At 67.0% G+C, this 14629-nt stretch carries 11 protein-coding genes; 3 read left to right on the forward strand and 8 right to left on the reverse strand.

Translation table 11 applies throughout. The features are described 5' to 3' along the window. Positions 1 to 26 precede the first annotated feature (26 nt). A complete protein-coding gene (locus ASD69_RS17620) occupies positions 27 to 1739 on the forward strand; it encodes a S9 family peptidase (protein ID WP_235567262.1) in 1713 nt (570 codons plus the stop codon). A 111-nt stretch (positions 1740 to 1850) separates the two neighbouring features. Here ASD69_RS17620 and ASD69_RS17625 read toward each other — a convergent pair whose 3' ends face one another. After that, entirely contained in the window at positions 1851 to 3581 is a 1731-nt protein-coding gene (locus ASD69_RS17625) for an oligopeptide:H+ symporter (protein ID WP_056181433.1), read from the reverse strand. Positions 3582 to 3744: 163 nt separating this feature from the next. Between ASD69_RS17625 and ASD69_RS17630 the strand changes: the two genes are divergently transcribed. Next, positions 3745 to 5823 carry a S9 family peptidase gene (locus ASD69_RS17630; RefSeq protein WP_056181436.1) on the forward strand — a complete coding sequence of 693 codons (2079 nt, stop codon included), beginning with the start codon at positions 3745 to 3747 and terminating at the stop codon, positions 5821 to 5823. Between the two features lie 350 nt (positions 5824 to 6173). Here the strand turns inward: ASD69_RS17630 and ASD69_RS17635 are convergent, their stop codons facing one another. From ASD69_RS17635 to ASD69_RS17665, 7 genes are all read right to left on the reverse strand, one after another. Further along, positions 6174 to 6410, reverse strand: a complete 237-nt coding sequence (locus ASD69_RS17635; RefSeq protein WP_082576603.1) for a CstA-like transporter-associated (seleno)protein — start codon at positions 6408 to 6410, stop codon at positions 6174 to 6176. Then, positions 6382 to 8442, reverse strand: a complete 2061-nt coding sequence (locus tag ASD69_RS17640) for a carbon starvation CstA family protein (protein ID WP_056181438.1) — start codon at positions 8440 to 8442, stop codon at positions 6382 to 6384. The genes ASD69_RS17635 and ASD69_RS17640 overlap by 29 nt, the downstream gene beginning before the upstream one ends. A 349-nt stretch (positions 8443 to 8791) precedes the next feature. Then, complete coding sequence (locus tag ASD69_RS17645; protein ID WP_056181441.1) at positions 8792 to 9793, reverse strand: magnesium and cobalt transport protein CorA; 1002 nt, start codon at positions 9791 to 9793, stop codon at positions 8792 to 8794. A gap of 42 nt (positions 9794 to 9835) precedes the next feature. After that, on the reverse strand, positions 9836 to 11089 hold the full coding sequence (locus ASD69_RS17650; RefSeq protein ID WP_235567263.1) for a DUF4105 domain-containing protein: 1254 nt from the start codon (positions 11087 to 11089) through the stop codon (positions 9836 to 9838). Between the two features lie 128 nt (positions 11090 to 11217). Beyond that, complete coding sequence (locus ASD69_RS17655) at positions 11218 to 11445, reverse strand: hypothetical protein (protein WP_056181444.1); 228 nt, start codon at positions 11443 to 11445, stop codon at positions 11218 to 11220. Positions 11446 to 11665: 220 nt separating this feature from the next. Next, the gene (locus ASD69_RS17660; RefSeq protein ID WP_056181447.1) at positions 11666 to 12529 is read right to left on the reverse strand and encodes a transporter associated domain-containing protein; all 864 of its coding nucleotides are present in this window, start codon (positions 12527 to 12529) and stop codon (positions 11666 to 11668) included. A gap of 307 nt (positions 12530 to 12836) precedes the next feature. Next, on the reverse strand, positions 12837 to 13370 hold the full coding sequence (locus ASD69_RS17665) for a GspH/FimT family pseudopilin (RefSeq protein ID WP_082576604.1): 534 nt from the start codon (positions 13368 to 13370) through the stop codon (positions 12837 to 12839). 378 nt (positions 13371 to 13748) lie between these two features. On the opposite strand from ASD69_RS17665, the gene ASD69_RS17670 reads away from it, so the two are divergent. Then, positions 13749 to 14258, forward strand: coding sequence for a hypothetical protein (locus ASD69_RS17670; protein WP_082576605.1), 510 nt, complete (start codon positions 13749 to 13751; stop codon positions 14256 to 14258). The last annotated feature ends 371 nt before the right edge of the window (positions 14259 to 14629 follow it).

The following is a 14629-nucleotide window of genomic DNA, read 5'->3' on the forward strand; positions in this document are numbered from 1 at the left end:
TCTGGTGGGTCAATCCGGAACGCGTCGTGATCAGCATGGCGCGCAAGATCGGCGCGCTCGACAAGCCTCAGTGGGACGGCAATCTCTATGCCATCAACGCCGATGGAACCCAGCCCGGTCTGCTCGTGGGACAGAGCGTGCAAGGCGCGGGCCTGGCGACCAAGATCCAGCCGAAGAAGGTCGAGCAGATCGCCGCCTTCATGGTCGACGACTTGGTTAACGACGACAAGAACATCGTGATCTCAGTGCAACCGTTTAGCGATGACCCTTATACCCGTGTCGAGAAGATCGATGTGTATACGGGGCGCCGCTCGCCGTTGGCGCGCGCACCGGTGCGCAATGCCGATTTCATCACCGACAATCAAGGCTTGGTCCGCTTCGCGATCGGCTACGGCACCGACAACGTCCGCAAGCTCTATTACCGCAAGACCGAGAGCGCGGAATGGGAGTTGATCAGCGCCGATAACATCGGCGAGGGCATCGAGATCCCGGTCGGTTTCTCCGCGGACGACAAGACCGCCTATTTCCGGGCCGAGCGCAAGAAGGGGCCGGACGCGATCGTGGCCTACGATATCGCGACCCAGAAGCGCAGCGATGTGTTGCAGGATGCCAAGGTCGACCCGTCGACCTTCATCTATCGCGGCAACTCGTATACCCCCGTCGGCGCCTTCTTCATCGATGGCAAGCGGGTCACCAAGTTCTTCGATACGGCGGCTCCCGAGGCTCGCCTGTACAAGAGCCTGGAATCCGCGTTCGGCGGCGACCCGGTGCGCATCACCTCTCGCAGCAGCGACGGCCGCCTGGCTCTGGTCGAAGTGTCCAGCGGTAACAACCCAGGCGATTTCTTCCTGTTCGACACAACCGCGAAGAAGGCCGAGCACCTGCTCAGTCGCCGCGATTGGTTCGACCCGGCAGAGATGGCGGAGAAGCGTGGCATTTCGCTGAAGGCGCGCGATGGCTTGGCGCTGCAGGGCTACCTCAGCCTACCCAAGGGCAGCAGCGGCAAGAACCTGCCGATGGTGGTCATGCCGCATGGAGGGCCCTACGACATCCAGGATCCCTGGGGCTTCGACGAGGAAGCGCAAATGTTGGCCGCGGCCGGCTACGCGGTGCTGCAGGTCGATTTCCGCGGCTCCAGCGGTTACGGTCAGGCCTTCGTGCAGGCCGGCGCGCGCGAATGGGGCGGTAAGATGCAGGACGATGTCACCGACGCCACGCGCTGGGCTATCCAGCAGGGCATCGCCGACAGCGGTCGCATTTGCATCTACGGCGCCAGCTACGGCGCTTACGCCGCACTGATGGGCGCGGCCAAGGAGCCGACCCTGTACAAGTGCGCGGCCGGCTATGTGGGTGTCTACGACCTGCCGAGCATGCACAACACCGGCGACATCCAGCGGCGCGGCTCCGGCGAGACCTATCTGCGCGAGTGGATCGGCAGTCGAGAGGAGCTCGGCGCGGTGTCGCCCACGCGCATGGCCGACCGCATTAAGGTGCCGGTATTCCTGGCGGCGGGCGGCGAGGACGAACGCGCGCCGATCTCGCACAGCAAGATGATGGAGCAGGCGCTGCGTAAAGCGGGCACCCCGGTGGAAACCCTGTACTACGACACCGAAGGCCACGGCTTCTACACCGAGGCGCACCAACGCGAGTACTACACCAAGCTGCTGGCGTTCCTGGCGCGTAGTCTTGGCGGCCAAGTGGCGACGGCACCGGCGACGAAGCCTGCGGCGGCCAAGTAAGCCAGCGGTCTTGCGCTCGGATTCGTTAGGGGCCGGCCGCAGCCATCAGGCAAAAGAAAACGGCGCCGCAAGGCGCCGTTTTCTTTGCGGTATCGCTTAGGCGAACGGGGCTTACTTCACCCCATGCATCCACTTGCGCAGCAGCGGCGACAGCAGGAAGTACAGCACGCCCGAGCCGATGCCGATCCACATCATCAGCTGGAACAGCTCGCCGTACTTGGCGCTGGCGGTGACGAAGTCGACAGCGGCGCCTTCCGGCAGGTCCAGCGAGGCGAGCTTGCCGAACTGCGCGGCCAGCACTTCCGAGTAGGCGGTGGCCAGCCAGAAGCCGCCCATCATCAGGCCGACTACGCGCGCCACCGACAGCTGGGTGACCGCGGACAGGCCGATCGGCGACAGGCACATTTCGCCGACTTCGAGCACGAAGTAAGCCAGCACCAGCCACCACACGCTGGCCATCGTGCCGCCGGCCGTGGCCTGGGCGGCCAGCATCAGCGGGACGAAGGCCAGGCCGGCGACGATCAGGCCGATGGCGATCTTGGCCGGCTTGCTCGGGTTGAGCCCGCGCCGCTCCAGCCACGGCCACAGCCAGGCGAAGATCGGCGACAGCACGATGATGAAGAACGCGCCCAGGAAGGTCAGCGAACTGGCGGTCTGCGGCTTCAGCACCACGTCGTGGAAGGAGGCCACCGCCAATCCCAAGGCCAGCAGGCCGACCATGGTCTTGGCCAGTCCGGCGTTGCCGCGATCGCTGGCCTTCAGCGCGGCGATCATCAGGAACGGGCTGGCCGCCAGCAGGAACAGCGACCACGGCAAGGCACCGCTGCTGATGCCGCTGAGGCTGGGGAACATGTCCTTGGTCAGCAGGCGGTCGCTGAAGGTGATCCAGCTGCCGTAGGTCTGCTCGTACAAAGTGAAGAACACCAGTACGCCGACGATCATCAGGAGCAGCGAGATCATCTGCTCGCGCTGCACCTTGTTGCATTTCGTGATCAGGAAGTAGATGAACCACAGGCCGAAGCCGGCTGCGATCAGGTGCATGGCGCCATGCACGGTCGCGGTGCGCTGGATCAGCTGCCAGACCACGGCTACGCCGGCGAACGAGCCGAGATAGATCCACCACTCGCGCGACAGGCCTGCGATGCGTTCGCGCAGCAAGCCGGGATTCGTTGGGGCGGCATGGCCGTACAGATACTTCTGGCCCCAGATGAACATGATCAGCCCGGCAACCATGCCGACGCCGGCGGCGCCGAAGCCGTACTTCCAGCCATAGGTCTCGCCCAGGAAGGCGCAGATCAGACTGGCGAACATCGCGCCGACGTTGATGCCGGCGTAGAACAGGGTGAAGCCGGAATCGCGACGCGGATCGTTTTCGGGGTAGAGCTTGCCGACGATGGTCGAGATGTTCGGCTTCAGGAAGCCCACGCCCATGATGATCAGCGCCAGCGACAGGTAGAACACCTGCAGCGCGGCGGCGTCGCGTTGGATCGTGCCGTCGGCCAGGCGAACGGCCTGGTGGCCCTCGTAGGCCATGCCCAGATGGCCCAGCACCAGCAGCACGCCGCCCAGCACCACCGCCTTGCCCATGCCCAGATAGCGGTCGGCCAGTACGCCGCCGATCACCGGCATGGCGTAGACCAGGCCGCCGTAGGCGCCGAGCAGGTCGTAGCCGGCGTCGTCCGTGAACAGGTGGTACTTCAGCAAATACAGCAGCAACAGCGCCTTCATGCCGTAGAAGGAGAAGCGCTCCCACATCTCGGTGAAGAAGCAGACGTAGAGGCCTTTGGGATGGCCGAAGAACTCGCCGTGGGCCGGCGTCGATGCGGTTGCGGGTACGGTCACAACGGGCTCCGTAGGGAGGGGCTTGCGGGACGGCATTCGGGACAATCGGGGGAGTATAGCGGCGCCGGCCCGGTCGCCCGATCCGGCCCGGGCCCGCCCCCGGCCTTTGCGGGTCCCCGCCCGGACCCCTACCATCGACGTTTTGGCCCCGCCCGGAGTTCCCATGAACCTGCGTCACGCTGTCCTGCCGTTGTTGATCGCGGCCGCGCTGCCCGCCACCGCCGCCCCGCGCGGCTTCGATGTGCGCGACATGGCCACCATGGACCGCGTGTCCTCGCCGACCGTGTCGCCGGATGGGCGCCGGCTGGTGTTCGCCAAGCGCAAGGTCGATTTCGCCGCCAACAAGTCCAGCACCGGCCTGTTCGTCGAAGACCTGTTCGCGCGCGATGCGGCGCCGCCGCAGCCGCTCACGCCCGCGGGCTGGAGCGTGAACTCGCCGGCCTTCTCGCCCGACGGCCGCACGGTTTACTTCCTCAGCGCCAAGTCCGGCAGCCAGCAGCTGTACTCGATCCCGGTCACCGGCGGCACGCCCAAGCAGCTCACCGCGTTTGCGGCTGACGTCGGCAGCTTCCAGCTTTCGCCCGATGGCAAGCGCGTGGCCTTCAGCGCCGAGACCTACGTGGACTGCGCCGGCGATCTGGCCTGCAGCAAGAAGCGCGTCGACGAGCGCGCGGCCAGCAAGGCCAGCGGCGTGGTCTTCGACCGCATGTTCGTACGTCACTGGGACGCCTGGAACGACGGCCGCCTGAATCGCCTGTTCGTGGTCGCGCTGCCGCAGGCGAACAAGCAGGGCGTGGTCAAGCCGGTCGCCGCCGCCACCCTGATCGGCGCCGACGTGATCGGCGACGTGCCTTCGCGCCCGTTCGGCGACAGCAGCGAGTACGCCTGGGCGCCCGACGGCGAGTCGCTGGTGCTGAGCGCGCGCCAGGCCGACGCCAAGGAGCCTTGGTCGACCAACTTCGATCTCTATCGCGTGCGCGCCGACGGCAGCGGCGCCGCTCAGAACCTCACCCCCGACAATCCCGCCTGGGACACCGGCCCGGTGTTCAGCGACGACGGCGGCACCTTGTACTACCGCGCGATGAAGCGTCCGGGCTTCGAGGCCGACCGTTTCGGCCTGATGGCGCTGGACCTGGGCAGCGGCCAGCGCCGCGAGATCGCGCCGAAGTGGGACCGTTCGGCCGAGAACATCGTGCTGTCCGCCGACGGCAAGACCATCTACACCACCGCCCAGGACCTGGGCCAGTTGCCGGTGTTCGGCGTCGACATCGCCAACGGCAGCGCGACCCGCGTGATCGGCGAGGGCAGCGTGTCCTCGCTGGTGCGCGGCGGCCCGACCCTGGCCTTCACCCGCAACAGCCTCAAGAGCGGCGACCAGGTCTTCGTCGGCGGCGTCGAGGGCGCGCCGGTGCGCGCGATCACGCCCAGCGCCAGCGAGATGCTCAAGGACGTGGCGTTCGGCGACTACGAGCAGTTCGAGTTCAAGGGTTGGAACGGCGATACCGTGCGCGGCTACGTGGTCAAGCCCTGGAACTACCAGGAAGGCCAGCGCTATCCGGTCGCGTTCCTGATCCACGGCGGCCCGCAGGGCAGCTTCGGCGACGGCTGGAGCTACCGCTGGAATCCGCAGACCTACGCCGGCCAGGGCTATGCCGTGGTCATGATCGACTTCCACGGTTCCACCGGCTACGGCCAGGCCTTCACCGATGCGATCAGCCAGCATTGGGGCGATCGTCCGCTGGAAGACCTGCAGAAGGGCTGGGCGGCGGCGCAGAAGAAGTACTCCTTCCTCAACGGCGACAAAGCCTGCGCGCTGGGCGCGTCCTACGGCGGCTTCATGGTCAACTGGATCGCCGGCAACTGGAACCAGCCCTGGAAGTGCCTGGTCAATCACGACGGCGTGTTCGACCAGCGCATGATGGGCTACGCCACCGAGGAGCTGTGGTTCACGGAGTGGGAGCAGGGCGGCACGCCTTACGCGGTGCCGAAGAACTACGAGCGCTTCAACCCGGTCAACCACGTCGACAAGTGGCGCGTGCCGATGCTGGTGGTGCACGGTCAGCTCGATTTCCGCATCCCGGTCGAACAGGGTCTGGCCGCGTTCACGGCGCTGCAGCGCCAGGGCATCGAGTCCAAGTTCCTGTACTTCCCCAACGAGAACCACTGGGTGCTCAAGCCGCAGAACAGCGTGCTCTGGCACGACACGGTCAACGGCTGGCTGAAGCAGCACATCGGTCAGTGAGTTTGCGCCCCTCTCCCGCGCGCGGGAGAGGGTTGGGGCGAGGGTGCGTGTGTGCGACAGCGTAGGCTGCCTAAGTCGCAGACGCACCGCATCGCACGCAGTCGTTCGGCATGGCGATGATGCGGTTGTCACCGCATCCTACGAGATGCGGTAGCGAAGAACGGGCTGCCCTGTGGGGCGGTTCTTCTGCGGTTCGCGGCGCCTGCCGCAGGTAGGATGCGGTAAGCCGTAGGCGCACCGCATCGTTCGCGGCCGTTCGGCATGGCGCTGATGCGGTTGTCACCGCATCCTACGAGTCTCGAAAAAAGGCCGCCCGAGGGCGGCCTTTTCTTTGCGGCGATACGGCGCCCTCAACAACAGCGCGACCGGCCCTTCCCGTACCGCGCCAACATCCGCTCATGGAAGAAGGCATCGCGCGGCATCGGTGCTACATCCGGATGCGCGCGCCGCATGTGTTCGACGTAGTAGTCGTAGTCGGGTATCCCGATCGCCAGGCGCGCGGTCTGCGCCGCCGTGCGCCACCAGCGCAACAGCAGCGACCAGACCAGCAGACCGGCCTCAGCGAGCCAGCGTATCGAGCGCGACATAATCGCTCTCCTTGGCCGTGGCCACGTTGTTGCGACGCGCCGCGAAGGCCGCGCGCAGGCCGAAGAACACCGTCGCCACCACCACCGCGACGAACAGCGCGGTCAGGCCGGCGTCGAGGTAGTTGTTGAACACCACCCGCTGCATTTCCTCGACCGACTTGGCCGGCGCCAGCACCTCGCCGCGCGCGGCGGCGTCGGCGAACTTGCGCGCGTTGGCGATGAAACCGATCTTGGGGTTGGGGTCGAACAGCTTCTGCCAACCCGCGGCGAGGGTGCAGATCAGCAGCCAGACGGTCGGGATCAGCGGAATCCACAGGTACTTCTCGCGCTTCATCTTCACCATCACCACGCAGCAGAACACCAGCGCCAGGCCGGCGAGCATCTGATTGGCGATGCCGAACAGCGGCCACAGGGTGTTGATGCCGCCCAGCGGATCGACCACGCCCTGGTACAGGAAGTAGCCCCACATCGACACCGCGAGCAGAGTGCTGGCGATGTTGGCGGCCCAACTGTCGGTGCGCTGGAACGGCGCGTAGGCCAGGCCGACCAGTTCCTGGATCATGAAGCGCGCCACGCGTGTGCCGGCGTCGATGGTGGTCAGGATGAACAGCGCTTCGAACAGGATCGCGTAGTGGTACCAGAAGGCCATCATGCCGTCGCCCGGGATCAGCCCGTGCAGGATCTGGGCCATGCCCACCGCCAGGGTCGGGGCGCCGCCGGTGCGCGACAGGATCGTGCCTTCGCCGATTTCCTTGGCGGTGGCGGTCAACACGTCGGGGGTGATCACGAAGCCCCAGTTGGAGATCGCCAGGGCGGCCGATTCGGCGGTGGTGCCGATCAGCGCGCCCGGCGAGTTCATCGCGAAGTACACACCCGGCTGCAGCACGCAGGCGGCGATCAGGGCCATGATCGCGACGAAGGCTTCCATCAACATGCCGCCGTAGCCGACCAGGCGGATGTCGCCTTCGCTGGAAATCATCTTGGGCGTGGTGCCCGAGGAGATCAGCGAGTGGAAGCCGGACACCGCGCCGCAGGCGATGGTGATGAACAGGAACGGGAACAGCTTGCCGGAGAACACCGGGCCGGTGCCGTCGACGAACTGGGTCATCGCCGGCATCTGCAGATGCGGCGCGGCGATCACGATCGCCAGGGCCAGCACCAGCACGGTGCCGATCTTGAGGAAGGTCGACAGGTAGTCGCGCGGCGCCAGCAGGAACCACACCGGCAGCACCGAGGCGATGAAGCCGTAGCCGATCATCAGCCAGGCCAGGGTCGTGCCCTTGAGGTGGAAGATCTCGCCCCAGGTCGGGTCCGCGGCGACCTTGCCGCCCAGCCAGATCGCCAGCAGCAACAGGACGAAGCCGATGATCGACACTTCCAGGATGCGGCCCGGGCGGAAGTAGCGCAGGTACACGCCCATCAGGATCGCGATCGGGATGGTCATGGCGACCGTGAAGGTGCCCCAGGGGCTTTCCGCCAGGGCCTTGACCACCACCAGCGCCAGCACCGCCAGCAGGATCACCATGATCATCAGGATGCCGATCATCGAGATCACGCCGGCCGCGGGACCCATCTCGGCGCGGATCATCTCGCCCAGCGAGCGCCCGTCGCGGCGGGTGGAGAAGAACAGCACCAGCATGTCCTGGACCGCGCCGGCCAGGACCACGCCGAACAGGATCCACAAGGTGCCGGGCAGGTAGCCCATCTGCGCTGCCAGCACCGGGCCGACCAGCGGGCCGGCGCCGGCGATGGCCGCGAAGTGGTGGCCGAACACCACGCTCTTCTCGGTGGGGACGTAGTCCAGGCCGTCGTTGCGGCGCCAGGCAGGGGTCGCGCGGCTGGGATCGACCAGCAGGGCGCGCTGGGCGATGAAGCGGCCGTAGAAGCGATAGGCGATGGTGAACGTGGAGACCGCCGCGACCACCAGCCACATCGCGCTGATGGATTCGCCGCGGTTCAGGGCCACGGTACCCAGGCAGAACGCCGCCAGTACCGCGAGCAGGCCCCAACCGAGCCAGGACAGAGCTTTCATCGACGCCTCTCCAAATGGACTTGGGCAGCGTCGCCCCTGGGTCCGCCCGGGGTCAATGCGCAGTGCGGCATCGGGGCTAGTACTTTGGTCTAAGGCCCGGTACCGGCCGCTATTCATCGGCGCGCGACGGCCCAGGCTCTGCTCAGGGGTAGGAGCGGCGTGAGCCGCGACCGTGAGGCTTCGGCGACGACGCGGTCGCGGCTCGCGCCGCTCCTACCCGCAAGCACGGCGCGATTCGGATAACGGAGGGGCGGATCGCGGTTGCGCGGCTATGGGATATAGCGCGGTCGCGGCTTACGCCGCTCCTACCCCAAAGCGGATGCGTGGCGGATGTCGGGTGCCGCTTGGGCTACAACCACTTCGCGCGGCGCAGCAGGCCGAACAGGACCACGCAGACCACGGCGGTTATGCCGATCACGATCCAGTAGCTGTGCTCGCCCGCGAGTTCCGGCATGTGGACGAAGTTCATGCCGTACCAGCTCGCGATCAGGGTCGGCGCGGCCAGCAGCGCGGCCCAGCCGGCCAGGCGCTTGACCACCTCGCCCTGGCGGATGGTCACCAGCGACAGGTTCACGCTCATCGCCGCGGTCAGCATCTCGCGCAGGGTGTCGGTGGTTTCGTTGATGCGCACGGCGTGGTCGAGCACGTCGCGGAAATACAGCTGGCTTTCCTCGTCGATCAGGGCGCTGCGCGAGCGCGCGAGCTGGCCCAGGATGTCCTGCAGCGGCGATACCGCCATGCGCAGGCGGGTGAGCTCGCGCTTGAGGTCGTAGAGCTTCTCGACCGTGCCTTTGCGGAAGTCCTCGGCGAACACGTCCTTTTCCAGCTCGTTGAGCTCCTGGCTGAACTCGTCGACGATCGGGGTGAAATTGTCGACCACCATGTCCAGCACCACGTACAGCGCCGAGGCCGGGCCGTGCCGCAGTTCCTCGGATTCGCGCTCCAGGCGCAGGCGCGCGGCCGCGTAACTGCTGGAGGCGCCGTGGCGCACCGAGACCAAGTAGCGCGGACCGACGAACAAGTGGGTTTCGCCGAAGCGGATATGGCTGTCGACGGTCTGCGCGGTGTGCACGACGATGAACAGCGAATTGCCGTAGGTTTCGATCTTGGGGCGCTGGTGGGCGTTGTGCGCGTCCTCGATCGCCAGATCGTGCAGGCAGAATTCTTCCTGCAGTTTCTCCAGGATGCCTTCGTCGGGCTCGTACAGGCCGACCCAGACGAAGCTGCCGTCGTCGACCGCGAGCACGTCGCTGATCTGGTCCAGGCTGATGTCGCTGCGAACGCCTTCGCGGCTATAGGCCGCGCAGTTGATCACGCACTGAGGCAGGTTGGGATCCTTCATCCCGCGCATCGTGCCCGTGCGAGGCCGCGCGGGCAAGCCGCGCGCGTTCCATCAGCGCTTGCGAAAGCCCGCGAGCAGGCCCAAATGCAGGGGCAGGATCAGGCTGATCCAGTGCACGTTGCGCTGCGGCTGCATCGGCAGCCAATGCGCGAACAGCGCCAGCACCGCGCAGGCCGCGACCGCCGCCAGGATGCGCCCGAACCAGGGCCCGGCATCGCGCCCGCGCAGCACGCGCCAACCGCCCAGCCACAACAGCCAGCACAGAGGATTGAACAGCAGCAGGTTCTGGTTGGCCCAGCCGTAGGTGTGTTGGGTACCGAACCAGATGAACAGCATCAGCGCCGACAGGATGCCGCACAGGGTCCACAACGGCAGCGCGATCGCCGCCAGCAGGCGCGGGCGGCGCCGGCCCAGCCAGGCCAGGCCCAGCCCGACGACCACGCCGGACAGGGCCCAGGGCACCCAGTCGATCGGGGTGTCGACCGGCTCGGGCGCGATCCGATGCGGCAGGATTTCCTGTTCGGACAGGACCAGCGGGCGGCCCTGGGTGTTCTTGGTCTCGCGCAGCGCCGCGGCCAGGCGCATCGGCACGTAGGACTCGCTCCACACCGGCAACGGGCGATCGGCCGACGGCCCCAGGCCGATGTCGAAGCCCAGCCACATCCACGGCGCCGGCGAGGCCAGGCGCACCGCCTCGCTGCGGAAGGTGCTGCCGTGCGAGCGGCCCTCGATCTGCCGGCGCAGCGCGCCGCCCAGCGCCCGGTCGATGGCGTCGCGCACGCGGGTGGCGCAGTTGTCGTCGAAGTACTGGTAGCGGTAGTAGGCGTTCTCGGGCTTGGCGTTCTCGGCCAGGGTGGCGGCAAGCGTGCGCGCCTGATCGTCGTCCAGGTCCAGCCACTGGATCGACACGCCGCGGCCTTCCTCGCGGTACAGCGCTAGGTCCTGCTCGAATGGCAGCGCGGCCAGGCGGTAGCGCATGTCGTTGCGCATGAAGCGGGCGACGAAGTCCGGCGCTTCCGGGTCGAAGAAGCCGAAGTTGTAGGAGGTGGCCGCGCCGGTGTCGGGATCCAGCACCACGATCGAGTCGTGGCCGAAGCGTTCCCAAAAAATCTCGCCCGGCTGCATGGTCGCCATGCCGATGCGCGGCACGGCCGCGGATGCCATGGCGACGGTCGGCGGCTCGCTTTGCGTCGAGGCGTCCTGCGGCGCGGCCTGCTCGGGCGGCGCGGCAGAGGCGACCATGGCGCACAGCCACAGTGCGGCGACGGCGAACAGCGAGGGCAGGGCGCGGCGTATGGAGTTCAAGGCGGACAGCCGGTCGTCGGGTCGGGCCATTCTAAGCGGCGCGGCTGACGCGGGCATGATCGGGGCGCGACGGATGCGGTTCGCGCTCGTCGGGCGGACTCGGTGGAGACGTGGTCGGGATAGTGCGCCTAGGGATCGTGGCTGCAACCGGCATAGTCCGGATCGTCGGCGCGCAGGCTGCGGTACGGTAAGTCAGGGTAGCGGTAAGTCAGGCCCTGCTCTGGATGGAAGCTGATCTGGTGCGTGTAGTCCAGCGCCAAGCCGTCCGGTACCGCGATTTCCAAAGTGCGCGCGTCCAGCCAGCGCAGGCCGATGCCGTGCTTGAGCGAACCGAAGTCGATGATGCCGCTGCCCACGCGCTCGGAGCCGGCTTCGCACCAGCTTTCGGCCTGGTGCTGCCGTGGCCCGGCCGGCCATGCTCTTCGCTCTGGGATAGGACGCGCTGCACTTTCCGTCCGGAGCGACGATCGGCCTGCTGACAGGTTCTGGTGCTGGGGCAGCCCGCGAGCAGGGCCGCCGGGACTGCGAAGCCGGCGATGACAGTGAGTCGAGTCATCGCCGGCTTTTTCAGGGCGGTCAGTCCTTGCCGAGCACGCCGACGTGGAAGGCGTGCACGCGGCGCGCATCGGCGCTGGCGACACGGAACACGAAGCGCCCCAAGGTGAGTTCCTCGCCGGCCTCGGGCAGGTGCCCGATCGCGGCCGTGATCAAACCGCCGATGGTGTCGTATTCGTCGTCGTCGAAGTCGGCGCCGAAACGCTCGTTGAAATCGGCGATCGGGGTCAGCGCGTCGACCACGTACTGGCCGTCGGCCTGGGCCGCGATCAGCGCGTTCGGGTCCTCGGCATCGTCGTGCTCGTCGTCGATCTCACCGACGATCTGCTCCAGCACGTCCTCGATGGTCAGCAATCCGGCGACGCCGCCGTGTTCGTCGATCACGATCGCCATGTGGTTGCGCGACTGCCGGAACTCGCGCAGCAGCACGTCCAGGCGCTTGGACTCGGGGATCAGCACCGCCGGGCGCAGCAGCTCATGGATGGTGCCGGGGCCGTTGTCGGCGACCACGCCGCGCAGCAGGTCCTTGGCCAACAGCACGCCCAGGATTTCGTCCTTGTCCTCGCCGTGAACGGGGAAGCGCGAATGGCCGGATTCGACCACCAGCTTCATCAGATCGAGAAACTTGCCGTCGGCGGGCAGCACGACCATCTGCGAGCGCGGGATCATCACATCGCCCACGGTGAGGTCGGACACGGCGATCGCGCCTTCCATCATGCGCAGGGTATCGGCGGCGATCAGCCCATCGGCCTGAGCGTCGCGCAACAGCTCGACCAGGTCTTCGCGGGTGGTGGGTTCGCCGGACAGCGCCGAACTGATCCGCTCCAGCCAGGAGCGTCGTTTCTCCGGATGTTCGCTGTGTTGACTACTGTCGTCCTCGGACATTCGATGCGTGCACTAAGCCCTTGGGGGCAGGGCGAGGCCGTCAGTTTAACCCGGATGCCCGGCCGGATCGCTGCCGGGCCACGGCGCAGGGCGGGTAGGCGGTCCGAATCGGCCTCGCCCGGGTGCTCGACCGCGCGTCCCTGCGGGCCGCCAGGGCCTGCACAGGCCGCGCTACGGGCGCTGCGCCAGCCTGGTCCAGTGCCAGGATCTGCCTGCTCAGGAGCGTGGCCAAACGGTGCCCCGCGCCGACACCGGGGAATGCGCCGGCGCGGGGTCCGTACCGCGCCGCCGAGACGGCGCGGGGGGCTCAGGTCTGAGGGCAATGGGGTTGCGGTTCGCTGTCCGCCTCGGCGACGCGGAAGCGGCCGGCGTTGGACAGCACCAGGGCGCCGACCGGGATGCCGTCGTGGCTGCAGACGCTGAAGCTGACGTTGCTGCCCTCGTTGCCGCCGTCGGATTGGAACACCACCCGGCGACGACCTTGCGTGCTGTAGATGCGCAGGCCCTTCACGGGTCCCTGCGGACGAAGGAGCACCGGGTCGCCCTGGCCGTAACGACGGTCGCCGTCGACGTCGGCGTAGACGACCCAGCCCTGGCTCCAGTCGACGCTCTCCTCGCAGCGACCGTCGCGCGCGGCCGGGCACACGATCATGGCGCTGCCGGTGGAGACCGCCATGCGCGCCGAGTCCAGAAAGCTCTCGGTCATGGCCGTGGCGACCGTGCCCATGCGAACCCGGACGATGGCCCGGCTGGCGCCGGGTACGGCAATGGCGATCAACACGGCTGCAACCGTCAACGCGAACAGCATTTCGATGAGAGTGATTCCTTTCACACGGTTCATGCAGCGCTCCTTGCGACGAAGCGCCAGTATCGATGCGTCGAACGAGCTTGTCCGTAGGAAATCTTCCCGACATCGGGTCAGGGAACGCCGCGCTTTCGGTAACTGCGACGAAAGAACTGCGGCACAAGCGCGATTCGGGAGCGTCTTGGATCGGCGCGCGCGTCATGCGCGAGTGATTGCGCCAATGGCGAATCGGGCGGCAATCCGGATTCGAAGCTTGGGTGTCGTTCACGCATGCGAACGCGGTTCTCGTGCGGTTAGGGATATTCCTACCCGACGGCGCGTGCAAACTCCGATACCGGATGCGATCGGCCTCATGCACGCTGATGTCGTCGACGAGGATCGTCGGCGCATTTGAGTCGATAGAGGAGGACATCCATGCGAAAGCAAGATTCTTACCAGCGGCGCCGTTCGGCAAGCTGCTGGCTCACATTGACGGCAATGCTCGCCTTCGCAAGTCATGCCGAGGCGGAAGGCCGCGTCTACGATTACGTGGACGCAGGCAGTTACCTGCGCAACGAGGCGGCGGTCCAGGTCTGGCACGGCCTGCGCCAACGCCTGCGCGTGGAGTTCGACCAGATTTGCGGCGATACGTTCTGCGAGGGCGAGTACAGCAATATCCAGTCCTTGGGTTTCCTTTGTTCGGCGGACCGCGCAAGCGGCCTTGTCGGCCAATGCGTATGGCTGTTCGCGGGCAGCCAGGAAGAGATCGATCCGGCGAGTGGCCGTGTGTATGTGCAGGCGCGATCCTGGCAGTGCCAGATCCCCTTGGCGCCTCGGACAGCCATGGAGGCGCTGTTGTCGCTGTCCGACGCGGACTCGGTACTGCACGCGCCGTTACCTGGCACACAAGCTTCGATCTACGACGGCCTGATGGCCTGCCTGTAGTTCGTAAGACTGGATGCGAGTTGCGGCGTCCGGGTTTTGCGATCCAAGCACCGGCACCGGCATAAGCACCGGGACCGGCGCGGGCGCGGGTACCGGCGCGGGCATCAATGCAGGTGCCGGGCGCTAGGTGCTGGGCGCCGTTCGACGGCGTCGGGTTACCGGATTGCCGGATCGCGAGCGTATGAACGAGGAAGCACCGAAGCTAGCCGCCGTGCGGGCAGGCGAGCAGGGCTTCGGTCGAGGCGAAATGGCCCCAGCGCTGCGGGGCCGATGGCCGATACGCCCGGTCCGGCCATATCGAAACGTTCGCGGAGCCGCAAGCGATATTCGCGATTGTGGTGCGGACGATGCCGCGTTTGCGACTGGCGGCC

Origin of the sequence: Lysobacter sp. Root604 (genome assembly GCF_001427505.1) — a bacterium.
Classification (GTDB): Bacteria; Pseudomonadota; Gammaproteobacteria; order Xanthomonadales; family Xanthomonadaceae; genus Lysobacter.